Here is a 22,737-nt window from a genome sequence, read left to right on the forward strand (position 1 = left end):
GACCGCCCTCACGGCTGACCGCCGCACGACCGACCGGGCGCGACGACGGCCGCGCACACGACTGACGGCCGCGACGACGGCCGCGCACACGGCTGACCGGGCACGACGACCGGCCGTTCACCGGCGCCGGGCGCGGCCCCGGCCGGAAGCCGGCCGTACCGAGCCCGGCGCGCGGTCCGGCATACTCGTCGGGTGAGCACGATTCCCGAGATCCGAACCCTGCCCGTGCCCGAGGGCCTCGAAGGCGAGCGCGTCGACGCCGCCATAGCCCGTATGTTCGGCTTTTCGCGGACCAAGGCGGCAGAGCTGGCCGCCGCCGGGAAGGTCCAGGTCGACGGCAGCGTCGCCGGCAAGTCCGACCGCGTGTCCGGCGGGGCCTGGCTCGAGGTCGAGATGCCGCAGGCCGCGCCGCCGGTGCGGGTCGTCGCCGAGCCCGTCGAGGGCATGGAGATCGTGCACGACGACGAGGACGTCGTGGTGATCGTCAAGCCGGTCGGCGTCGCCGCCCACCCCAGCCCCGGCTGGACCGGGCCGACAGTGATCGGCGGGCTCGCCGCCGCGGGCTACCGGATCTCCACCTCCGGCGCCGCCGAGCGCCAGGGCATCGTGCACCGGCTGGACGTCGGCACCTCCGGGCTGATGGTCGTCGCCAAGTCCGAGCGCGCCTACACCCTGCTCAAGCAGCAGTTCCGGGAGCGCACCGTCGACAAGCGCTACCACGCGCTGGTCCAGGGCCACCCGGACCCGCTCAGCGGCACCATCGACGCCCCCATCGGCCGCCACCCCACCCACGACTACAAGTGGGCGGTCATCGCCGAGGGCAAGCCCAGCGTCACGCACTACGACCTGGTCGAGGCGTTCCGGGCCGCCAGCCTCCTCGACATCAAGCTGGAGACCGGCCGTACCCACCAGATCCGGGTGCACATGGCCGCCCACCGCCACCCGTGCGTCGGCGACCTGACCTACGGAGCCGACCCGACGCTCGCCAAGCGACTGAAGATCACCCGGCAGTGGCTGCACGCGGTGCGCCTCGGCTTCGAGCACCCCGCCGACGGCTCCTGGGTGGAGTTCCACAGCGCGTACCCCGACGACCTCCAGAACGCGCTGGACATCGTCCGCGCGGAGAGCGCGTGATACCGGCGCCCGAGGCGCCGGGGGGCATCGAGATCACGGTGGTGCCGGGGGACGGCGACCTGACGGGCTGCCACGCCGTCCGCCGTGAGGTGTTCATCGAGGAGCAGGGCATCGCGGTGGAGGAGGAGCTGGACGCGTACGACCTGCACGCCGTCCACCTGCTCGCCACCGGCCCGGACGGCACCGCGCTCGGCACCGCGCGCTTCCTGCACGGCCCGGCCGCGGACACCAAGTACGGCCACGCCGGGATCGACGGCCGCGTCACCGCCGTGCTCGGTCGGCTGGCTGTGGGCCGCGCGGCCCGCGGCACCGGCCTGGGCGCGGCCCTGGTCCGCGCGGTGGAGGCCGAAGCCCGCCGGACCGGGCTGGCCGAGGTCTACCTGGAGTCGCAGACCCATGCGCTGGGGTTCTACCAGCGGCTCGGTTACGCGGCGTACGGCCCGGAGTTCGACGAGGGCAGCGGGATCCCGCACCGCGCCATGCGGAAGGCGCTGACGACCGCGCCCGACGGTTCCGGCCGCACCTGACGCTCCACGCTTGCCGGCCGCGCCTGACGCCGCACGCCTCACGCTTGGCCTCTGCCGGCCGCACCGGTCAACCGGTCGGGCACCCGGTGCGCCGGGTGGGGCGCCGCACCGGGCGGTCGCGCCGGCTACCGGAACCAACTGGCACGATGGACCTGATCGACATCCAGCGACAGGGAAGTGACAGCTGTGGCGGCCTCCTCGGACCCCTCGACGATTCTCCTTCTGCACTCGGCCTTCGGGCTGCGGCCGGCGGTGCACGCCGCGGCGGACCGGCTGCGGGCCGCCGGACACGAGGTGCACGTCCCCGACCTCTACGAAGACCGGCCGGTGCGGACGGCGGAGACCGTCGAGGAGGGCATGGCGATCAAGGACGCGATCGGCACCGACGAACTGCTGCGGCGCGCCGTCGCGGCCGCCGCGCCGCTCTCCGACCGCGGCGTGGTCTACGCCGGATTCTCGCTCGGCGCGGCGCTTGCGCAGAACCTCGCCCTCGCGGACGAGAAGGCGCGCGGGCTGCTGCTCCTGCACGGCACCTCGGACCTGGCGGAGGACGCGTCGGTCGACGACCTGCCGGTCCAGCTCCATGTCGCGGACCCGGACCCGTTCGAGCCGCACGACTGGTTGAACGCCTGGTACCTGCGGATGCGGCGGGCCGGCGCCGAGGTCGAGGTCTTCCGGTACGCGGGCGCGGGCCATCTGTACACCGACCCGGAGCTGCCGGACTACGACGAGGAGGCGGCGGACGCCACCTGGAAGGTGGCGCTCGGCTTCCTGTCGGAGCTGTGACGCGACGCGGGGCCGCCGAGTCAAGGCCGCGGGGCCGCCGCGACCGGCGGCGGCCCCTTGAAGGTGGCTAGCGCACCGGCTGGTCCGCGCGCTCCACGCGCTGGGTGCCGCTCCGGGTGCGGTAGGAGCGGGCCCAGGCGGAGGTGGCCTGGGGGTCGGTCTTGTCGGACACGGTGAAGTAGTCCATCTGCGTCCGCTCGGCGGTCACGTCCAGCACCCCGTAGCCGTGGTTGTCCATGTCCAGCCACTTCACATGGCGGTTGGCAGCCCGGATCGCGCCCTCGGCCACCGTGGAGAGCGTGTTCGGCAGCACATGCAGCATGTCGTCGATGTTGTCCGAGGTCACCGAGGTGACCACGAACTCGGTGGCGGCCGACCGGGACAGCGGATAGGTGGCGGCCCGCACCGGCACGTCGTTCGCCCACGCCATGTGGATGTCGCCGGTGAGGAAGACGGTGTTGTCGATGGAGCGCTCGGTCAGGTGGGCGAGCAGCTCGCGCCGGTCGTCGGTGTAGCCGTCCCACTGGTCGACGTTGATCGCCAGCCCCTCCTGGGGCAGCCCCAGCAACTCGGCCAGCGGCCCCAGCAGATGGGCGGGTACGGAGCCGAAGGCCACCGGCGAGATCATCACCGAGGTGCCCACCAGCTTCCAGGTGGTGTCCGAGCCGGCCAGCCCCGCCTTCAGCCAGTCCAGCTGGGCGCGCCCGGTGATCGTGCGGTCCTTGTCGTCCACCTCGCCGCTGCCGATACGGGACTGCTCGGAGCGGAACGAGCGCAGGTCCAGCAGGTGCAGGTCGGCGAGGCTGCCGAAGCGCAGCCGCCGGTAGGTGGTGCCCTCGGTGGAGGTCCGCACCGGCATCCACTCGAAGTACGCCTGCTTGGCGGCGGCGACCCGCTGCGCCCAGTCGCCCTCGGCGCCGGGCGTGTGGTTCTCCGCCCCGCCCGCCCAGGCGTCGTTGGCGAACTCGTGGTCGTCCCAGATCGCCACGACGGGATGCGCGTGGTGCATCGCCTGGAGGTCGGGGTCGGTCTTGTAACGGCCGTGCCGGGTGCGGTAGTCGGCGAGCGTGGTGATCTCGTGGGCGGGGGAGTGCTGCCGGACGACGTACTTCGGCTCCGGGTACTGGCCCGTCCCGTACTCGTAGATGTAGTCGCCGAGGTGCAGCACCGCGTCCAGGTCGCGACGGGCGGCCAGATGGCGGTAGGGCGCGAAGTAGCCCGACTCCCAGTTGGCGCAGGAGACGACGCCGAAGCGGACGCCGCCGACGGCCTGGCCGTGGGCCGGCGCGGTCCGGGTGCGTCCGGCGGGGGAGCGCACCTCGCCGACCGCGAACCGGTAGTAGTAGCCGGTGGCCGGCCGCAGCCCGCGCACATCGGCCTTGACGGTGTGGTCGGCGGCGGCGGAGGTCTTCACGGTGCCGCGCGCCACGACCTTGCCGAACGCCTGGTCCTCGGCCACCTCCCAGGCGACCTCGACCTGCGGGCCCTGCCCGGACCCGGGCTCAGCTCCGGGCTCCGGGGTCACCCGGGTCCACAGCAGGATCCCGTCCGGAAGCGGGTCGCCGGAGGCGACACCGTGCAGGAAGGCGGGCCCGGAGCTGTCGGCGCGTGCGGCGGGGGCTCCGGTGGCAAGGGGAAGAACGGCTGCGGCAGCGGCGACGGCCGTGACGGCGCTGCGGCGCGATATGGAGTCGTGGGAGGTCACGGCGGCCGACCCTACTGGCAAGTAGGTGGAGTGAGAAGGCTTACGGGCAGGTGAACTCCAAAAGTTCGCTTGTTGGTTGCTTGGCGTGCGTATGCAGCGACGGTTGCCCTATGGCCAGCATGACGGACAGGCCCGGTTTGTTGAATTTTGCGCAACTGGCCGTGAGGGCGAAGTGCTTCGAGTCGCCGTTCCACCCGCCGAGGGACTGCTTCCGAGCGACTGACCATCGCCTCTGACGCACAGGGCCCCGCCGTGTCCCTTCGGACGCGGCGGGGCTCCGGCGTTCAGCGCTCGTCAAGGCCGAGCGGCGAACTACTTCTTCAGCACCGGCTTGAGCGCGACCTCAAGCTGCTCAGGGGTCATCGGGACGTTCTTGCCGTCGTAGGTCAGCCTGTCGCCCTTGTGGAACAGGGCGGGGGTGCCGTTGACCTTGTTCTTCTCGAAGAGCGTGCCCATCTCCAGCGCCCACTTGTCGAAGGTGCCCTTCCGGACGTCCTTCTCGAAGCCCTTGTTGCCCTTGAGCGCCTTGACCTGCTGGGCGACCTCGATCAGCCGCTCGTCGTCCGAGTAGGCGTCATCGCGCTCCTGGGGGTGGTTCTTCTCGTCGTACAGGGCGGCCTTGTACTCGAGGAACGCCTCCGGGCTGACGTTCAACGCCGCGCCGAGCGCGCTGACCGCGTTCTTCGAGCCGCTTCCGCCGGCCATGCCGTCGATGAAGTTGACCATCACGAACCGCACCTTGTAGCGGCCGCTGTCCAGGTCCTTGGCGACCTGCTGGCCGGCGTTCGCCTCGAAGATCGCGCAGGCCGGGCAACGCGGGTCCTCGTAGAGCTCGATGGTCTCCTTGGCCTGCTTCTTGCCGATGACGATCTCGGTGCCCTTGTCACCGGTGGTGTTGGCGGGCTTGACGTAGGTCGTCTTCGCGGCCGCCGCGCGCCACTCCTTGTTGCTCACCTTGACGTTCTTGCTGCCGTCGGTGGAGTTGCTGATCGCGTAGCCGATGCCGCCGGCCACTGCCAGGACGACCACGATCGAGCCGGCGACCGTCAGTTGACGGCGGACCTTGTCCTTCTTGGCCTGGCGCTCGCGCTCGGCGCGCAGCCGCTCTCGGGCTGCCTGCTTGTTGGCCTGGCTGTTCCGGTTGCTCATGATTTCTTCTTCTCCGTCGCAAAAGGGGTCGGTGAGAGGTACAACGCCGTGTTCGGGCGGCCGGATACTCAGACGGCCGCGATCGGACACGGCGGACCACGCCGGACCACCGAGTGCACCAGGAGCGGAAGCGCGCGCGGTCTGCGCGCGCGGTGCCGGGAAGGCGCGAGGGGACGGGTCTGCCGGGCGGGGGCGACGACCGCGGCCACCGCCATCAGCAGCGGGCGGAAGGCGAACGCGGCGACCGCGCCCAGCAGTCGGACCAGCGCCGCCTCGCCGCGCCGCAGCCAGGCCGCGGCGATCATGCCGACCGCGACGTGCGCGGCGAGCAGCAGCCAGGGGGAGACGCCGGGCAGGCCGGGCGGGTGGGCGCCGGAGACCTGGACGAACGAGCCGCCCACGCTCCCACCCGAGCAGAGGAAATCGACGCCGAACGCCCGCAGCGGCCCGGTCACTGGGCCGCCGGTCGGGCCGTAGCAGGCGTGCTGGCCGGTGGTGAAGGCCGTGTCGGCGGCGAGCTCAAGCGGCACCAGCAGGGCGGCGATCCGCCAGTAGCTCCGCTCCCGGCCGGCCAGCGCGTAGGCGATCGTGAAGACGCCGACGCAGAGCCCGGCGACCGTGGTCACCGGCAGCGGCATCCCCGACAGCAGCACATGCGACGCGGCGGACAGCGTCACGCACAGCGCTGTGAAGAGCGCTGCGCGTGCTGCCCGCAGATGAGTCGCAGTAATGTCCATCGGCGCAGAGTGTGCCACGACCGGACGTAGGCGTCGCGTCAAGATTTGGTCTCTCCGCGACGCCGCCGCCCTGCCCGCCGCCCCGACACCCTTCCCCAAGGCTCCTAGAGGCGCTTGGCCACCGCGGCGTTGTACTCCGCGGGGCTCATCGGGGTGCCGCCGCCCTCGGCCAGCGGCTGACCGTCCAGCCGGACCGACGGCACGCTGCCGACGCCCGCCTCCATGAAGGCGGCCGCCACCTTCTCCGCCCAGGCGTCGTACGTGCCCTCCCGCACCGCCTTGGCGAAGCCGGCGTCGGACTTCAGCGCGGGGACCTCCCGGGCCACCTTCAGCAGGTAGTCGTCGTCGGCGAAGGAGTCGACGGACTCCTCCGGGTGGTGCTCCTCGGAGTAGAGCGCCTTCTTGTACGCGAGGAAGGCGTCCGGGCTCACGTCGAGCGCCGCGCCCAGCGCGCTGAGCGCGTTCTTCGAGCCGGATCCGGTGAGCTTGCCGTCCAGGAAGGCGGCCATGTGGAACTGCGCCTTGTACTTGCCGGCCTCGATGTCCTTGGCCACGGTCGAGCCGACCTTCTGCTCGAACATGGCACAGAACGGGCAGCGCATGTCCTCGTAGACATCGAGGGTGTGCTTGCTGTCCTTCTCGCCGACCACGATGGTGGTGCCGTCCGGGCCGGTGGTGTGGCCCGGCTTGACCAGCCGGCCCGAGCTGCCGCCGGTGGTGGTGCCGGTGTCCTCACCGCTGTTCTCGCCGGAGCCGCCGCCGGTGTCGGTGCCGGGCGTCCCGGGGCGGGCGGGCGCGGCGCCGGGCTCATCGCCGTCCGCGCCGTCGACCTTGGCGACGCCGGCGGCCTTGCCCTTGGAGTCGCTGTCGTCGTCGGTGAAGAGGAAGACCGCGCCGGCCCCCAGCACCACGAACGCCACGGCCGCGGCTATCCAGCCCATGAGGGCCTGCCGCCGGGCGCGGTCCGAGCGCGTCGGGACCGGGACCGGAGGGGCGGCCGGATACCCGGCCGCGGGCTGCTGCGCGCCGTACGGCGCCGCCGGTGGCGGGGCCCCGTGCGGCCCGGGGACTCCCGGCTGCGCCGCGGCCTGGCCGTCGCCCTGCGGCGGCGCGGGCGGCGCGGGCGGTGTGGGAGGTGCGGGCGGTTGGCCCTGCTGGGGGGCCGCGCCCTGCTCGTGTCCCGGCTGCTCGCCGGGGTGCCGGCCGGTCACAGGCCCGGGATCCGGCCGTTGCGGAACAGGTCCACGAAGATCTGGTGGTCGGCCCGCGCCCGTGCCCCGTAGGAGTGCGCGAAGGCCACCAGCAGCTCGCCGAACCCGTCCTCGTCGGCGGCGATCACGGCGTCGATCGCCCGCTCGGTGGAGAACGGCACCAGCGAGTGGCCGCTCTGGTCGTCGGCCGCGGAGTGCATGGTCGCGGTCGCCCGGCCCAGGTCGGCCACGACCGCCGAGATCTCGGCCGGGTCGTCCAGATCGGACCAGTCGAGGTCGACCGCGTATGGCGAGACCTCGGCGACCAGCTGCCCGGCCCCGTCCAGCTCCGTCCAGCCCAGCCACGGGTCGGCGTGCGCCTGGAGGGCGCGCTGCGAGATCACCGTGCGGTGGCCCTCGTGGTGGAAGTACCCCCGCACCCGCTCGTCGGTGATGTGACGGGAGACCGCCGGGACCTGCGCCTGCTTCATGTAGATCACGACGTCGTTCTCCAGGGCGTCGCTGTTGCCCTCCAGCAGGATGTTGTACGAGGGCAGACCGGCGCTGCCGATCCCGATGCCGCGGCGGCCGACGACGTCCTTGACGCGGTAGGAGTCGGGCCGGGCCAGGCTGGACTCGGGCAGCGTCTCCAGGTATCCGTCGAAGGCGGCCAGCACCTTGTACCGGGTGGCCGCGTCCAGCTCGATGGAGCCGCCCCCGGCGGAGAAGACCCGCTCGTACTCGCGGATCTCGGTCATCGAGTCCAGCAGCCCGAAGCGGGTCATCGCACGGGCGGCGCGCAGCGAGCCCAGCAGCGGGCCATCGGCGGTGTCCAGGGAGAAGGGCGGCACCTCGTCGTCCTCGGCGCCCGCGGCCAGCGCGTGGATACGCGCCCGGTAGGCGGCGGCGTAGGTGCGCACCAGCTCGCTGATCTTCTCGTCGCTGAGCGCCTTGGTGTAGCCGATCAGCGCGATCGATGCGGCGAAACGCTTGAGGTCCCAGGTGAACGGGCCGACGTACGCCTCGTCGAAGTCGTTGACGTTGAAGATCAGGCGGCCGGTGGCGTCCATGTAGGTGCCGAAGTTCTCGGCGTGCAGATCGCCGTGGATCCACACCCGGCTGGTGCGGTCGTCCAGGTAGGGCCCGTCGTTCTTGTCCTCGGTCCGCTCCAGGTCGGCATAGAACAGGCACGCCGTGCCCCGGTAGAAGGCGAAGGCCGAGGCGGCCATCTTCCGGAACTTCACCCGGAACGCGGCCGGGTCGGCGGCGAGCAGCTCCCCGAACGCGGTGCCGAAGACGGAGAGGATCTCCTCTCCGCGTTGATCGACGTCCTTCCGGGGGACGTGCAGGTCGGACATCGAGGGGTGCCTCCTGGGTACTGGTGCGCGGACTGGTGTTCCATCGCGGACAACGCGTGAGGCTACTCCGGAGTGCCCGGCTCTGTCGGTGCGGAGGGGTAGTCTTCGAAGCTGTCCCCACCCCCGGAGCAGACCACATCGGGGAGACGGGGATCACAGCCGTCATCGAGAGTTTCCCGGGGGTTTTCCACCGTGGCCAAGCAGCCGTTCACGCACCTGCACGTACACACCCAGTACTCCCTGCTGGACGGTGCGGCGCGGCTGAAGGACATGTTCCAGGCGTGCAACGACATGGGCATGACCCATATCGCCATGACCGACCACGGCAACCTGCACGGCGCCTACGACTTCTTCCAGCAGGCCACCTCGGCCGGGGTCACCCCGATCATCGGCATCGAGGCGTACGTCGCGCCGGAGTCCCGCCGGTACAAGCGCAAGGTGCAGTGGGGCCAGCCGCACCAGAAGCGCGACGACGTCTCGGGTTCGGGTGGTTACACCCACAAGACGATCTGGGCGGCGAACAAGACCGGCCTGCACAACCTCTTCCGGCTCTCCTCCGACGCCTACATGGAGGGCTTCCTCCAGAAGTGGCCCCGGATGGACAAGGAGACGATCTCCCAGTGGTCCGAAGGGCTGATCGCCTCCACCGGCTGCCCCTCCGGCGAGGTGCAGACCAGGCTCCGGCTCGGCCAGCCGGAGGAGGCGCTCAAGGCCGCCGCCGACTACCAGGAGATCTTCGGCAAGGGCCGGTACTTCCTGGAGTTGATGGACCACGGGATCGAGATCGAGAAGCGGGTCCGCGACGGCCTGCTGGAGATCGGCAAGAAGCTCGGCATCCCCCCGCTGGTCACCAATGACTCGCACTACACCTACGCCAGCGAGTCGGAGGCCCACGACGCTCTGCTGTGCGTCCAGACCGGCAAGAACCTCTCCGATCCCGACCGCTTCCGCTTCGACGGCACCGGCTACTACCTGAAGTCCACGGAGGAGATGTACGCCATCGACTCCTCCGACGCCTGGCAGGAGGGCTGCGCCAACACGCTGCTGGTCGCCGAGCAGGTGGACACCACGGGCTGGTTCGACAAGCGCGACCTGATGCCCCGCTTCGACGTCCCCGAGGGGTACACCGAGGTCACCTGGTTCCAGGAGGAGGTCAAGCGGGGCATGGCCCGCCGGTACCCGGGCGGCATCCCGGAGGACCGGCAGAAGCTCGCCGAGTACGAGATGGACGTCATCATCCAGATGGGGTTCCCGGGGTACTTCCTCGTCGTCGCCGACTTCATCATGTGGGCCAAGAACAACGGCATCGCGGTCGGCCCCGGCCGAGGCTCCGCGGCCGGCTCGATCGTCTCGTACGCCATGGGCATCACCGACCTCGACCCGGTCGACCACGGCCTGATCTTCGAGCGGTTCCTCAACCCCGAGCGCGTGTCCATGCCCGATGTCGACATCGACTTCGACGAGCGTCGGCGCGGTGAGGTCATCCGGTACGTGACCGAGAAATACGGCGCCGACAAGGTCGCCCAGATCGGCACCTACGGCACCATCAAGGCCAAGAACGCGATCAAGGACTCCGCCCGCGTCCTCGGCTACCCGTACGCCATGGGCGACCGGATCACCAAGGCCATGCCCGCCGACGTCCTCGGCAAGGGCATCCCGCTCTCCGGCATCACGGACGAGAAGCACCCGCGGTACAGCGAGGCCGCCGAGGTCCGCGGCATGTACGAGAACGAGCCGGACGTGCGGAAGGTGATCGAGACCGCGCGCGGCATCGAGGGCCTGGTCCGCCAGATGGGTGTGCACGCGGCCGGCGTGATCATGTCCAGCGAGAAGCTGACCGACCACGTCCCGGTCTTCTCCCCGAAGAACGACGGCCAGGTCGTCACCCAGTGGGACTACCCCACCTGTGAGTCGCTCGGCCTGCTGAAGATGGACTTCCTGGGCCTTCGCAACCTCACGATCATGGACGACGCCGTCAAGATGGTGAAGGCCAACAAGGGCGTCGACCTCAAGCTGCTCGAGCTGCCGCTGGACGACCCCAAGACCTACGAGCTGCTGTGCCGGGGCGACACCCTGGGCGTCTTCCAGTTCGACGGCGGTCCGATGCGCTCCCTGCTGCGCATGATGAAGCCGGACAACTTCGAGGACATCTCCGCCGTCTCGGCCCTGTACCGGCCGGGCCCGATGGGCATGAACTCGCACATCAACTACGCCCTCCGGAAGAACGGCCAGCAGGAGATCACGCCGATCCACCCGGAGCTGGAGGAGCCTCTCAAGGAGGTCCTCGACATCACCTACGGCCTGATCGTCTACCAGGAGCAGGTGCAGAAGGCCGCCCAGGTGCTCGCCGGGTACTCGCTCGGACAGGCCGACCTGCTCCGCCGTGCCATGGGCAAGAAGAAGCAGGAGGTCCTGGACAAGGAGTTCGTGCCCTTCCAGGCGGGCTGCCGGGAGCGCGGCTACTCGGACGAGGCCATCAAGGCGGTGTGGGACGTCCTGGTCCCGTTCGCCGGATACGCGTTCAACAAGGCGCACTCCTCGGCGTACGGGCTGGTCACCTACTGGACCGCCTACCTCAAGGCGAACTACCCGGCCGAGTACATGGCGGCGCTGCTCACCTCGGTCCGCGACGACAAGGACAAGTCGGCCGTCTACCTCAACGAGTGCCGCCGTATGGGCATCAAGGTGCTCCCGCCGAACGTCAATGAGTCCGAGGCGAACTTCACCGCCCAGGGTGACGACGTGATCCTCTTCGGCCTCACCGCGGTCCGGAACGTCGGCCAGAACGTGGTCGACGCGATCATCCGTGGCCGGAAGTCGAAGGGGAAGTACAACTCCTTCCCCGACTACCTCGACAAGGTCGAGGCGGTGGTCTGCAACAAGCGCACCACCGAATCGCTGATCAAGGCGGGCGCCTTCGACGAGATGGGCCACACCCGCAAGGGCCTGACGGCGCACTACGAGCCCATGATCGACAACGTGGTCGCGGTCAAGCGCAAGGAGGCCGAGGGCCAGTTCGACCTCTTCGGCGGCATGGGTGACGACACCGGCGACGACGGTCCTGGCTTCGGGCTCGACGTGGAGTTCTCCGACGTCGAGTGGGACAAGGCGTACCTGCTCGCCCAGGAGCGCGAGATGCTCGGCCTCTACGTCTCCGACCACCCGCTCTTCGGCATCGAGCACGTCCTCAACGACAAGGCCGACGCGGCCATCGCGCAGCTGACCGGCGGCGAGCACGCCGACGGCGCGATCGTCACCATCGGCGGCATCATCTCCGGCCTCCAGCGCAAGATGACCAAGCAGGGCAACGCCTGGGCCATCGCCACCGTCGAGGACCTGGCGGGCTCCATCGACTGCATGTTCTTCCCGGCCACCTACCAGCTGATCTCCACCCAGCTGGTGGAGGACGCGGTGGTCTTCGTCAAGGGACGCCTGGACAAGCGGGAGGACGTGCCCCGGCTGGTCGCCATGGAGCTGATGGTCCCGGATCTGTCCGAGGCGTCGGCCAACGCGCCGGTGACCATCACCATCCCGACCGTCAAGGTCACCCCGCCGCTGGTCGAGAAGCTCGGCGAGGTGCTCACCCACCACCGGGGATCGACCGAGGTGCGGATCCGGCTCCAGGGGGCTCGGAAGACCACCGTGCTGCGGCTGGACCGGCACCGGGTCACCCCGGACCCGGCGCTCTTCGGGGACCTCAAGGTGCTGCTCGGCCCGTCCTGCCTGGCGGGCTGAGGCCCACCGAGCCGAGGGCAGGTCGAGCCAGGCCAAGGACAGGTTGAGAGGCAGGTTGAAGGGGGCGCGCTCGGAGTAGGCGCGCCCCCTTCAAGTTTCCGGGTGGCTTTCGGTCAGTTGTGACCGAAGCGTCTTTGCCGACCCTTGTTGGTCATGCCAGACGGGCTCATCGGCGACTGCATCTCCTCGTCCGGGGCATCCATCGAGGAGGGCCTGGCCTGCTCGTCACCCTGCTCGGCGGCGCCACGGTTCCGGCCCTTGCTGCGGTCGCGATTCTTGTTCTTCGCCATGTCTGCTATGCCTCCCGTTTGGGGTCGGGTTCCCCCGGGGTCACCCTGACACGGTTGAACGTAGTGCGCATTTCGGGCAATTACCGTGAGTGAGATGGCCTTGTGAGGGGTAAGCCGTATCCGCCACGCCGTTGATCCAGTTCGCACTGATAAGCCCTCCCTCGGCCGGGCAGACTCGAGGTGAAGCCGCGGAGAACGGGGAGCACGGCTGCGCCGGGGGGTGAGACCGCAATTCCGTAACCGAGGGAAGAGGTGGAACGTGGACCGCTGCGTCGTCCTGGTGGACGCCGGCTATCTGCTGGGCGCCGCCGCGAGTCTGCTGGCCGGAGAACCCGCCCGGTCCCGCATCACCGTCGACCACGCGACCCTCATCCAGGGGCTGCGCGAGCGGGCCGAGGCCGACACCGAGCGCCCGCTGCTGCGGATCTACTGGTTCGACGGCGCCCCCGACCGGCTGCCCCAGCCCGAGCACCGGCGGCTGCGGGTGATGCCCCGGGTCACCGTCCGGCTGGGCGCTCTGACCCGCAGCGACGGCCGCTGGGCCCAGAAGGGGGTGGACGCGGCCATGCACGCCGAGCTCACCGGACTCGCCCGCAACCGCGCCTGCTCCGACATCGTGCTCGTCACCGGCGACGGTGACCTGCTGCCCGGCCTGATGGACGCCAAGGAGCACGGCGTCGCCATCCACCTGTGGGCCGTCCAGGCCGCTGACGGTGACTTCAACCAGTCGGAGGACCTCGTCGCCGAGGCCGACGAGCGGCGGGTGCTCGACCGCACCTGGATCACCCGCGCCGTCCGGGCCAAGGAGAGCACCGCGGCCGGCGCCCCGGCCCCCGGCCCCCGGCCCGAGATCGCCGCCATCCTCGCCGCCCCGCTGCCCGAGACGGCCGCGGCCGCCGCGGCGCCCACCGCGGCCGATCCGGCCCCCGGGGCCAACGGCACTCCCCGCCCCGCCCGGGCCGCCGCGGCACCCGTGACCGCCGCGCCGCCCGCCGACCCGACCCCCTGCGGGGCGCCCCCGGCGCCCGGCACCCGCGGGGTGCCCACCCCCAAGGACCTCGCCGGCCTCGGCCGGACCGGCGGGCAGCCGGGCGGCCTGGTCCCGCAGCCCGTGCCCAGCGCGACCCTGCGGTGGTCCTCGGACAAGGGCTGGGTCGACCGTGGCGCGCCGTCGGCCGAGCCGCCCGAGACGGCCGCGCTGCCCATGCTCGCCCAGCTCACCACCGCCGAGCAGCGCTGGGCGGACCGCGAGGAGGACATCACCACGGTCAGCGGCGACCCCTACGAGGTCGGCCAGGTGTTCGCCCGGCGCTGGAGCGAGCGGCTCTCCGACCTCGGCCACCTCCAGCAGCTGTCGGCCGAGTATCCGCGCATCCCGCACCGCATCGACGGCGAGCTGCTGCGGTACGCCGCCCGCTTCGGGCTGCTCGCGCACAAGGACGACCAGATCGACGAGCACGACCGGTACGCCATCCGGGCGGGCTTCTGGCGCGAGATCGACAGCCGCACGGCCGCCGAGCACGCCCCAGCGGGCGACTGACGTCCCTTCAGCGGGGCCTCGCGCGGCCCTCGCCCCGCGAGCGGGCCCGGCGCACCGACGGGGAAGGCCGGGGGAGGTTGTCACCCGGTGAGCGCAACCCGTGCCCCGAGGCCGACCCACGGCACACGGGCGCGTACCCTCGTAGCTCGTGAGGACGGGCACAAATGAGGCGGCAGGCGGCGATGCGGTGTGCACCGTACGCGGCCTGGTCAAGACCTACCCAGCCGCGCGCCCGCGCCGCGGGGTGCCCGCCGCTCCCGCGGTCCGCGCCACCGACGGCGTCGACCTCACCATCGGCCGTGGTGAGGTCTTCGGGCTCCTGGGTCCCAACGGCGCCGGGAAGACCACCCTGGTACGCCAGCTCACCGGGCTGCTGCGGCCCGACACCGGCAGCGTGGAGATCCTCGGCCACGATCTGGTCCGCCACCCCGAGCGGGCCGCCCGGCTGATCGGCTACCTCGGCCAGGAGTCCACCGCCCTCGACGAACTGACGGTCTCGCTCGCGGCCGAGACCACCGGCCGGCTGCGCGGCCTGGACATCCACACCGCCCGCGCCGAGCGCGACGCGGTGCTGGCCGAGCTGGGCCTGACCGAGCTCGCCGGGCGCCCGCTGAAGAAGCTCTCCGGCGGCCAGCGGCGGCTCGCCTGCGTGGCGGCGGCGCTCGTCGGCGAGCGCCCGCTGCTGGTGCTGGACGAGCCAACCAGCGGCATGGACCCGGTGGCCCGGCGCGCCGTGTGGGCCGCCGTGGACCGGCGCCGGGCCGAGCTGGGCACCACGGTGCTGCTGGTCACCCACAACGTCATCGAGGCGGAGACCGTGCTGGACCGGGTCGCCGTACTGGAGCGCGGCAAGGTGATCGCCTGCGACACGCCGGCCGGGCTCAAGGCCCTGGTCGCCGAGGAGGTCCGGGTCGAGCTGGTGTGGCGGAGCGAGCCTCCGCTGCATGTGCCCGAGGTCGCCGCGTTGCGGGAGAGCGCGCACGCGCACGGACGGCGCTGGCGGCTGCGGCTCGCCCCCGAGGAGGCCCGCGCCGCGATCGCCGCGGTGACCGGCGGACCGGCCTTCGCCGCCCTCGACGACTTCACCCTCGCCACGCCCAGCCTGGAGGACGTCTACCTGGCGCTGGGCGGCCGGGCGGAAGGCAGCGAGGGGCTGGTGAAGGCGTGACCCGTCACCCCGCCGGACGGCCGCCCCGCCGCTCCGCCCCGGCCGGGCGCCCTGTCCTCGCCGGGCATCCCGCCCTCGCCCGGCGTCCCGTACTGGCCGGGCGCGGCGCCGGCTGCCGCCCCGCCGTCCTGACCCGCCACTTTGGACTCCGTCCATGGGGACCCGCACCGAAGAGGAGCCGCGCGACGTGACTGCCGTGTCCCTGGAGGCCGCGACCCGCGATGAGCGCCGGCCGAGGCCGGCCGGTGCCGCCGCACCGGCCCCGCTGGCGGCGCGGGCGCGACTGCTGCCCGCCCTCGGCGCCGTCTACCGGGCGCAGCTCTCCCGGGCCCGGGTGGCCCGCATCCCGCTGCTGTTCGTGGCCACCTTCCAGTCCATCGGGATCATGGTCCTGATGCGCGGGGTGGTGGACGGCGGCAGCGAGGCCCGGGCCGTGGTCGCCGGATCCAGCGTGCTGGTGGTGGCGTTCGTCGCGCTCAACCTGCTGGCCCAGTACTTCGGCCAGCTGCGCGCCGGCGGCGGCCTCGACCACTACGCGACACTGCCGGTGCCACCCGCCGCCGTGGTGCTCGGCGCGGCCGCCGCGTACGCCTCCTTCACCGTCCCCGGGACCGTGGTCACCGCGGTGACCGGCAGCCTGCTCTTCCAGCTGCCGATGGGGCAGCTGTGGGTGCTGGCGGCCGTCATCCCGCTCTCCGGCGCGGCCCTGGCCGGGCTCGGCGCCGCCCTCGGGCTGCTCGCCCCGCGCCCCGAGCTGGCCACCCTCGGCGGCCAGCTCGGCATGTCCGCCGCGCTGCTGCTCGGGGTGCTGCCCGCCGAGCGGATGCCGGCGGTGGTGTCGTACGCCCGTGATCTGCTGCCCTCCACGTACGGTGTGGAGGCGCTGGCCCGGACCTTCCAGACCCGGCCGGACTGGCTCGCCGTCCTCGCCGATCTGGGCGTCTGCGCGGCGGTCGGCGTCGCGTCGCTGGCCGTCGCGACCTGGGCCTACCGCCGGGCGGCGGTGCGGTGACGCATCGCAGTGGCCCTCCTGACGACATACCGACGCCGCCCACCTGGCACGATGACGGGGTGACCGCACCGTTGACGCCGCACGACAAGCCCATGCCCGAGGACGAGCCCACCCCCGGGCCGCAGCCGTCGGGATCCACCGCCTACCCCGTTCCCGAGCGCCGGGACGAGGGAGAGCACGGGCCGGTGTCCATGGCGGAGATCATCGAAGCGGTGCTGGTCGCGCTCGCCGTCGGGGTCCTCGGCGTGGGGCTCGGCCTGCTGTGGGTGTGGCTGGCGCCGCGCGTCCCGCTGATCTCGAACGGCCAGGCGATCTACCTGGAGAACTCCGAGGCCGAGGACGCGATCGCGGCCGACGGGCTCTTCGTCCTGCTCGGGCTGGGCATGGGCCTGCTGACGGCCGTCGCGGTCTTCCTGTTCCGCAAGCGCGGCGGCATCCCGCTGGTGCTCGGCCTGGCCGTCGGCGGGATCCTCGGTTCGCTGCTCGCCTGGCGCCTGGGCGTCTCCCTCGGGCCGGACACGGACATCAGGGCGCACGCCCGCGAGGTCGGCCCCGGGGTCACCTTCGACAAGCCGCTGGAGCTGAACGCCAAGGGCGCGCTGCTGGCCTGGCCGGTGGCGGCGATGGCGGTGCACCTGGCGCTGACCGGTCTCTTCGGCCCGCGCGACCCCCAGCCGCAGACCCACTGGGCCGCCCCGGCCCCTGGTCCGGGGCCGGAGTCCGCCCCGGACACCCCCCGCTCCGGCTGAGCGCTGCCCGCCGGTGAGCGGCCCCCTCGGGCGAGTCTCGTCAGCCGCGGGCGATCGGCGCGATCACCGCGCCGGTGAGTGCCGCCAGGTCTGCGGGGGACAGCTCGACCTCCAGGCCCCGGCGGCCCGCCGACACGCATACCGTCGGATGCCCGGCGGCCGACGCGTCCAGCGCGGTGGGCAGCCGCTTGCGCTGGCCGAGCGGGGAGATGCCGCCGCGTACGTAACCGGTGGTGCGCTCGGCGACCGCCGGATCCGCCATCGCCGCGCGCTTGCCGCCCATCGCGCCCGCCAGCGCCTTGAGATCGAGCGAGGCCGAGACCGGCACGACGGCGACCGTGAGCGCCTCGTCCACGGTGGCGATGAGTGTCTTGAAGACCCTCGCCGGATCCACGCCCAGCGCCCGGGCGGCCTCCTCGCCGTAGGAGGGCACCGCCGGATCGTGCTCGTAGGAGTGCACGGTGAAGTCGGTACCCGCCGCGGTGAGCGCGACCGTCGCCGGCGTCCCCGCGCTCTGCTTCCTGGACTTCTTCGCCACGGCCTGGTCGCCTCCGGATCAGTTGGGGCTGGTCGGGCGCTGAGTGGGGTCGACCAGCGGCAGCGACGGGAGCTTACCGATCAGCGTGGTCTCGGCGCGCAGCAGTTTCAGCTCGTCGGCCAGCCGGGAGGCGGTGTCGGGCGCCTGGAGCAGCCGCTGCTTGACGGAGTTGTCGAGCACCGCGGCGGCGGCCACCAGATAGGACACCACCGACGGTTCGCCGGGCAGGTCCTGCTCGGTCGCCAGGGTGCGCTCCCGCGCCCCCGCCAGCCGCTTCTGGTACGCGCGGAAGGCACGCAGCACCCCGGCGGCGAGCGCCCCGGCGCCCTCGCCCTCCTCCTCCGGCAGATGCTCGACCTCGCCGGTCAGATACGGACCGGAGGCGTCCACCGACAGCAGCCGGAACCGGGTGGTGCCGGTGGAGAGCACCTCGAAGGTGCCGTCCGACCGCTCCCGGATGGTCGCCGCGTCCGCGACGCAGCCGACCGAGTGGAAGGCCTGCATGGGGTGCGCGCCGAAACCGGCCGCGGCGCCGCGCTCGGGCAGCGCGGTGGCGTCCGGCATCCCCGGCGCGGTGGGGGCGACCTCCCGGCCGTCGCGGATGGCGATCACCCCGAAGCGGCGCGGCGCGTCCTCGGGAAGTGCCGACAGATCACGCATCAGGGCGCGATACCGCTCCTCGAAGACGTTCAGCGGCAGCACGAGGCCCGGGAACAGCACCGTGTTCAGCGGAAAGAGCGGCAGGCGGGCGGAGGTCACGACGGGTAAGCGTAATGGCCCAGGGCGCCAGGACCCGCCCCGGTGCCCGCATCCGCCGCCCTGTCGCCGCCCGCTTCCCGTCTCCCTCCGGTGTTCTTCCCCGCCTTCCTCGAAGTTTTCTTCATCAGCCTGTCACTGCCGCCGCAGCAGCCGGGAGGCGCCGGCGGCGACCGAGGTGGCCAGGATCCAGCCCAGCAGGATCAGCACTGCCGCGACCCACTGGACCGCTCCGCCCGGCCGCCAGTAGGCGTCCTGCCCCAGATCGACGACCGGCAGCAGCAGATCCAGCGTGTAGAGGTAGGCGTTCCAGTGCGGCGACTCGCCCGGCTTGAGCGCGTCCGGCCGGTGCTGGGCGAAGAAGACCGTGCCGATCGCCCACAGCACCGCCATCCACACCGCGGCCCGCCCCGGGCGGTAGCCGTACGCCACCGTCCAGTCCTGCAGATAGCCCCACAGCTTCCCGGCCAGCGGCAGGGTCTCGCGCCGCCGCCGCTGCTTGGCCAGTAAGACCTCGCGGGCGTCCGCGTCCTCACCGCTGGTGCGCAGCGCGGTGGCCAGCATCTCGTACGGGTCGGGGTGGTACTCGGGCGTGGCGGCGGAGACCCACTCCAGCCGCCGGGACAGCGGGAAGTGGCCGCGCGGAATGAGGTGCTCGTAGGCGAAGCCGGCCATCGCCAGCTGGCCCGGCCCCGGCCAGCTCACCGACCTGTCGACCAGGTTCACCACCTTGGCACCGGAGAGGATCACCCGTCCGCGCTGCGGCCGCTCGCCGAGGAACCGCAGCTCCGGCGTCTGCACCCGGCGCATGGACAGCTCCTGGTCGTTCTCCATGACGAAGCGCGCCTGGTCGAAGTCGATGGCGTCCCCGAACCGCCCGTCGTCCAGCCGCACCCCGCCCTCGCACTCGAAACGCTGGATGCGGGTGCCGCGGGTCGGCGTGCTGATGCCGTACGGGGGAGTGGCCCCGCTGGAGAACGGCGAGCTGCTGACCCCCGCCGCGGTCAGGTACAGCGTCCGCTCGACGGTCAGCTGCGGGGCGTTGAGCGCCCGCCGCCCGTACGGATTGCGCAGCTGGCTGCCGCGCAGGCTCAGGCTGACGCCGATCTGCGCGCCGCGCAGGCTCAGCTCGCCGTACGACTCGATCATCTCGGCCTGCAGATCCTGGCCGACCGTCAGACCGTCCGCGGTGATCGACCGGCCGCGCCGGTCCCGCCGCACCACCAGCTGGTTGAGCAGCAGATCGGTGCCGATGTGGGCGTCGGTCAGCCGTATCCCGTGCTCGACCACGCAGCGCGGCAGATGCAGGTCGCCCTCGGTGTGCAGCCGGGCCGCCTCCACGCGTGGCACCGCGCAGCCCACCAGCCGCAGCGTGCTGAACCGGCTCTCCGGCAGCAGCAGCTCCTGCTCGAAGCGGCAGTTGCGCATCTCCACGTACGGGTCGATGGTGCCGCCGGCGAGATCGAGGGTGCCGGTGATGTGCACGCCGTTCAGCTTGAGCGCCGCGACCCGGCCCGGCTGCGGCGTCGGGCCGTTGAGCAGCAGCAGCGCGACCACCCGCGCCCGCACGCTGCGCTCCGGGCCCCAGGCGTGCGGCCCGGTCGGATCGTTCCGCTGGGGCTGCGGGGTGCGCAGATCGAGGGTGCTGCCGTTGCGGAACGCCTGCCACATCGCCCACTCGGGGGTGGTCAGGTCGAGCCCCGCGGGTGGATCACCGTCGTGTGGCTCGGTCACAGCCTTCTTCCCCTCCCGTCCGCCGTGCGCCCGCACGGGTCCCCATTCCCGCTGAGTAACCGGTTGAACGCCAGCGGTCAGGATCAACTTAGGGGCTGCGTATCACAGGCTGATACGCGGCATCGGCCGCGCAGGCCGTCTGAGACAATTGGCCGCGTGATCTCCCGACTCGATCTGCGCGGCGCCGCCCGTCCGGAGGGTTCTCCCGACGGCGGCATCGACCGCGACCTGCTGCCCCGTGCTGAGCTCGACGTCGAGGCCGCCCTGGAGAAGGTGCGGCCCATCTGCGACGACGTGCATCATCGCGGCACCGCGGCGCTGATCGAGTACGCGGAGCGTTTCGACGGCGTGAAGATCGACCGCGTCCGCGTCCCCGCCGAGGCCCTCGCCCGCGCTCTGGAGGAGCTGGACCCGGCCGTCCGGGCGGCCCTGGAGGAGACCATCCGGCGCGCCCGGATCGTCCACCGCGAGCAGCGGCGCACCGACCAGACCGTCACCGTGGTGCCCGGCGGCACGGTGACCGAGCGCTGGGTGCCGGTCGACCGCGTGGGCCTCTACGTCCCCGGCGGCAACGCCGTCTACCCGTCCTCCGTCGTGATGAACGTCGTCCCCGCGCAGGAGGCGGGCGTCGGCTCGCTCGCCGTCTCCTCCCCGCCGCAGCGGGACCACGGCGGCCTGCCGCACCCCACCATCCTGGCGGCCTGCGCGCTGCTCGGTGTGGACGAGGTGTACGCGGCCGGCGGCGCCCAGGCCATCGCGATGTTCGCCTACGGCACCGACGAGTGCCGTCCCGTCCAGCTGGTCACCGGCCCGGGGAACATCTGGGTGGCGGCCGCCAAGCGGCTGCTCAAGGGCCGCATCGGCATCGACGCCGAGGCCGGCCCGACCGAGATCGCGATCCTCGCCGACGACACCGCCGACCCCTCGCACGTGGCCGCGGACCTGATCAGCCAGGCCGAGCACGACACGCTCGCCGCCGCCGTGCTGGTCACCCCCTCGCCGGCGCTCGCCGAGGCCGTCGAGGCGGAGCTGAAGACCCAGGTCGCGGCGGCCAAGCACCGGGAGCGGATCACCGAGGCGCTGGCCGGCCGGCAGTCCGGCATCGTGCTCGTTGACGACCTCGACCAGGGCCTGGCCGTGGTGGACGCGTACGCCGCCGAGCACCTGGAGATCCAGACCGCGGACGCCGCCGGTGTCGCCGCCCGGGTGCGCAACGCCGGCGCGATCTTCGTCGGCCCGTACGCGCCGGTCTCCCTCGGCGACTACTGCGCCGGATCCAACCACGTCCTGCCCACCGGCGGCTGCGCCTGCCACTCCTCCGGGCTGTCCGTCCAGTCCTTCCTGCGCGGTATCCACGTCGTGGACTACACCCGCGAGGCCCTGGCCGACGTCACCCACCACGTGGTGACGCTCGCCGAGGCCGAGGACCTGCCGGCGCACGGCGCGGCCCTCAAGGCAAGGTTCGATGGGAAGGTGCCGCAAGACCAGTGACCGGCAAGACCCCCTCCCCCTGGGACGAGCTCCCCATCAGGGACGAACTGCGCGGCAAGTCCCCGTACGGCGCCCCGCAGCTCGACGTGCCCGTCCGGCTGAACACCAACGAGAACCCCTACCCGCTGCCCGAGCCGCTGGTGGCCCGGATCGCCGAGCGCGTCGCCGAGGCCGCCCGCCACCTCAACCGCTACCCGGACCGGGACGCGGTGGAGCTGCGCACCCAGCTGGCGCACTACCTCTCCCGGACCTGCGGACACCACGTCGGCCCGGCGAACATCTGGGCCGCCAACGGATCCAACGAGGTGCTCCAGCAGCTGCTGCAGACCTTCGGCGGGCCCGGCCGCACCGCGATCGGCTTCGAGCCCTCGTACTCGATGCACGCGCTGATCGCGCGCTCCACCGGCACCGGCTGGATCTCCGGCCCGCGCAACGACGACTTCACCATCGACGTGGACGCCGCCCGGGCGGTCATCGCCGAGCGCCGCCCCGACGTCGTCTTCATCACCTCGCCGAACAACCCCACCGGCACGGCCGTCGAGGCCGACACCGTCCTCGCGCTGTACGAGGCGGCGCAAGCGGCCAAGCCGTCGATGGTGATCGTGGACGAGGCGTACGGCGAGTTCAGCCACCGGCCCTCGCTGCTGCCGCTCATCGAGGGCCGCCGCCACCTGGTGATCTCCCGCACCATGTCCAAGGCGTTCGGCGCCGCCGGGCTTCGGCTGGGCTACCTGGCCGCCGACCCGGCCGTGGTCGACGCCGTCCAGCTGGTCCGGCTGCCCTACCACCTGTCGGCGGTGACCCAGGCCACCGCGCTCGCCGCGCTGGAGCACACCGACACGCTGCTGAAGTACGTCGAGCAGCTCAAGGAGGAGCGCGACCGCCTGGTCGCCGAGCTCCGCGCGATCGGCATCGAGGTCACCGACTCGGACGCCAACTTCGTGCAGTTCGGGCGCTTCCCGGACAGCCACCGGGCGTGGCAGGGCCTGCTGGACCGGGGTGTCCTGGTCCGGGACAACGGAGTGCCGGGCTGGCTGCGGGTCACCGCGGGCACCCCGGCCGAGAACGACGCGTTCCTCGATGCGGTGCGCGACCTTCTGCTGCATCTCCCGGGGGCTCAGACATCAGCGGCTGACGC

18 protein-coding genes and 1 pseudogene are annotated in these 22,737 nt (G+C 72.1%); 10 read left to right on the forward strand and 9 right to left on the reverse strand.

The features are described 5' to 3' along the window. The first annotated feature begins 192 nt into the window (after window positions 1-192). The 3 genes from AC4BDD_RS22830 to AC4BDD_RS22840 all read left to right on the forward strand — a co-directional run bounded on the left by AC4BDD_RS22830 (window position 193) and on the right by AC4BDD_RS22840 (window position 2,447). Window positions 193-1,134, forward strand: a complete 942-nt coding sequence (locus AC4BDD_RS22830; protein ID WP_490687322.1) for an RluA family pseudouridine synthase — start codon at window positions 193-195, stop codon at window positions 1,132-1,134. Next, on the forward strand, window positions 1,134-1,661 hold the full coding sequence (locus AC4BDD_RS22835; RefSeq protein WP_490691902.1) for a GNAT family N-acetyltransferase: 528 nt from the start codon (window positions 1,134-1,136) through the stop codon (window positions 1,659-1,661). Before AC4BDD_RS22830 ends, AC4BDD_RS22835 begins: the two co-directional genes overlap by 1 nt. A gap of 186 nt (window positions 1,662-1,847) precedes the next feature. Continuing rightward, complete coding sequence (locus tag AC4BDD_RS22840; RefSeq protein ID WP_490687323.1) at window positions 1,848-2,447, forward strand: dienelactone hydrolase family protein; 600 nt, start codon at window positions 1,848-1,850, stop codon at window positions 2,445-2,447. 67 nt (window positions 2,448-2,514) lie between these two features. On the opposite strand, the gene AC4BDD_RS22845 is transcribed toward AC4BDD_RS22840, so the two are convergent. The 5 genes from AC4BDD_RS22845 to AC4BDD_RS22865 form a co-directional block, all read right to left on the reverse strand. Beyond that, window positions 2,515-4,152: an alkaline phosphatase D family protein gene (locus AC4BDD_RS22845; RefSeq protein WP_490687324.1), complete on the reverse strand. Its 1,638-nt coding sequence runs from the start codon at window positions 4,150-4,152 to the stop codon at window positions 2,515-2,517. Window positions 4,153-4,464: 312 nt separating this feature from the next. Continuing rightward, window positions 4,465-5,301 (reverse strand): thioredoxin domain-containing protein, encoded by an 837-nt coding sequence (locus tag AC4BDD_RS22850; protein ID WP_490687325.1) that lies wholly within the window; start codon window positions 5,299-5,301, stop codon window positions 4,465-4,467. Window positions 5,302-5,369: 68 nt separating this feature from the next. Further along, window positions 5,370-6,038: a hypothetical protein gene (locus AC4BDD_RS22855; RefSeq protein ID WP_490687326.1), complete on the reverse strand. Its 669-nt coding sequence runs from the start codon at window positions 6,036-6,038 to the stop codon at window positions 5,370-5,372. A 104-nt stretch (window positions 6,039-6,142) separates the two neighbouring features. Then, complete coding sequence (locus AC4BDD_RS22860) at window positions 6,143-7,249, reverse strand: thioredoxin domain-containing protein (protein WP_490687327.1); 1,107 nt, start codon at window positions 7,247-7,249, stop codon at window positions 6,143-6,145. Continuing rightward, a complete protein-coding gene (locus AC4BDD_RS22865) occupies window positions 7,246-8,586 on the reverse strand; it encodes a DUF2252 domain-containing protein (RefSeq protein WP_490687328.1) in 1,341 nt (446 codons plus the stop codon). Before AC4BDD_RS22865 ends, AC4BDD_RS22860 begins: the two co-directional genes overlap by 4 nt. A 192-nt stretch (window positions 8,587-8,778) precedes the next feature. On the opposite strand from AC4BDD_RS22865, the gene dnaE reads away from it, so the two are divergent. Beyond that, a complete protein-coding gene (dnaE, locus tag AC4BDD_RS22870; RefSeq protein ID WP_490687329.1) occupies window positions 8,779-12,321 on the forward strand; it encodes a DNA polymerase III subunit alpha in 3,543 nt (1,180 codons plus the stop codon). 113 nt (window positions 12,322-12,434) lie between these two features. Here dnaE and AC4BDD_RS22875 read toward each other — a convergent pair whose 3' ends face one another. Then, on the reverse strand, window positions 12,435-12,611 hold the full coding sequence (locus tag AC4BDD_RS22875; RefSeq protein ID WP_490687330.1) for a hypothetical protein: 177 nt from the start codon (window positions 12,609-12,611) through the stop codon (window positions 12,435-12,437). 259 nt (window positions 12,612-12,870) lie between these two features. Between AC4BDD_RS22875 and AC4BDD_RS22880 the strand changes: the two genes are divergently transcribed. The 4 genes from AC4BDD_RS22880 to AC4BDD_RS22895 all read left to right on the forward strand — a co-directional run bounded on the left by AC4BDD_RS22880 (window position 12,871) and on the right by AC4BDD_RS22895 (window position 17,080). Further along, on the forward strand, window positions 12,871-14,151 hold the full coding sequence (locus AC4BDD_RS22880) for an NYN domain-containing protein (RefSeq protein ID WP_490687331.1): 1,281 nt from the start codon (window positions 12,871-12,873) through the stop codon (window positions 14,149-14,151). Between the two features lie 187 nt (window positions 14,152-14,338). After that, window positions 14,339-15,319 carry an ABC transporter ATP-binding protein gene (locus tag AC4BDD_RS22885; RefSeq protein ID WP_490691903.1) on the forward strand — a complete coding sequence of 327 codons (981 nt, stop codon included), beginning with the start codon at window positions 14,339-14,341 and terminating at the stop codon, window positions 15,317-15,319. Window positions 15,320-15,506: 187 nt separating this feature from the next. Continuing rightward, the gene (locus AC4BDD_RS22890; protein WP_490687332.1) at window positions 15,507-16,331 is read left to right on the forward strand and encodes an ABC transporter permease; all 825 of its coding nucleotides are present in this window, start codon (window positions 15,507-15,509) and stop codon (window positions 16,329-16,331) included. Between the two features lie 59 nt (window positions 16,332-16,390). Continuing rightward, the gene (locus AC4BDD_RS22895) at window positions 16,391-17,080 is read left to right on the forward strand and encodes a hypothetical protein (protein ID WP_490687333.1); all 690 of its coding nucleotides are present in this window, start codon (window positions 16,391-16,393) and stop codon (window positions 17,078-17,080) included. Window positions 17,081-17,120: 40 nt separating this feature from the next. Here AC4BDD_RS22895 and ybaK read toward each other — a convergent pair whose 3' ends face one another. From ybaK to AC4BDD_RS22910, 3 genes are all read right to left on the reverse strand, one after another. Beyond that, window positions 17,121-17,618, reverse strand: coding sequence for a Cys-tRNA(Pro) deacylase (gene ybaK / locus AC4BDD_RS22900; protein WP_490687334.1), 498 nt, complete (start codon window positions 17,616-17,618; stop codon window positions 17,121-17,123). An 18-nt stretch (window positions 17,619-17,636) separates the two neighbouring features. Next, window positions 17,637-18,377 (reverse strand): LON peptidase substrate-binding domain-containing protein, encoded by a 741-nt coding sequence (locus AC4BDD_RS22905; RefSeq protein WP_490687335.1) that lies wholly within the window; start codon window positions 18,375-18,377, stop codon window positions 17,637-17,639. A 132-nt stretch (window positions 18,378-18,509) separates the two neighbouring features. Then, window positions 18,510-20,108: an oxidoreductase gene (locus tag AC4BDD_RS22910; RefSeq protein WP_490687336.1), complete on the reverse strand. Its 1,599-nt coding sequence runs from the start codon at window positions 20,106-20,108 to the stop codon at window positions 18,510-18,512. 156 nt (window positions 20,109-20,264) lie between these two features. Between AC4BDD_RS22910 and hisD the strand changes: the two genes are divergently transcribed. Together hisD and AC4BDD_RS22920 are read left to right on the forward strand one after the other, a co-directional pair. Further along, on the forward strand, window positions 20,265-21,599 hold the full coding sequence (gene hisD / locus AC4BDD_RS22915; protein ID WP_490687337.1) for a histidinol dehydrogenase: 1,335 nt from the start codon (window positions 20,265-20,267) through the stop codon (window positions 21,597-21,599). After that, window positions 21,596-22,696: pseudogene (locus AC4BDD_RS22920) on the forward strand (histidinol-phosphate transaminase); the annotation flags it as partial. The gene hisD and the pseudogene AC4BDD_RS22920, both read left to right, overlap by 4 nt. Between the last annotated feature and the right edge of the window lie 41 nt (window positions 22,697-22,737).

This window comes from Streptomyces sp. JLBT605 (genome assembly GCF_058215555.1).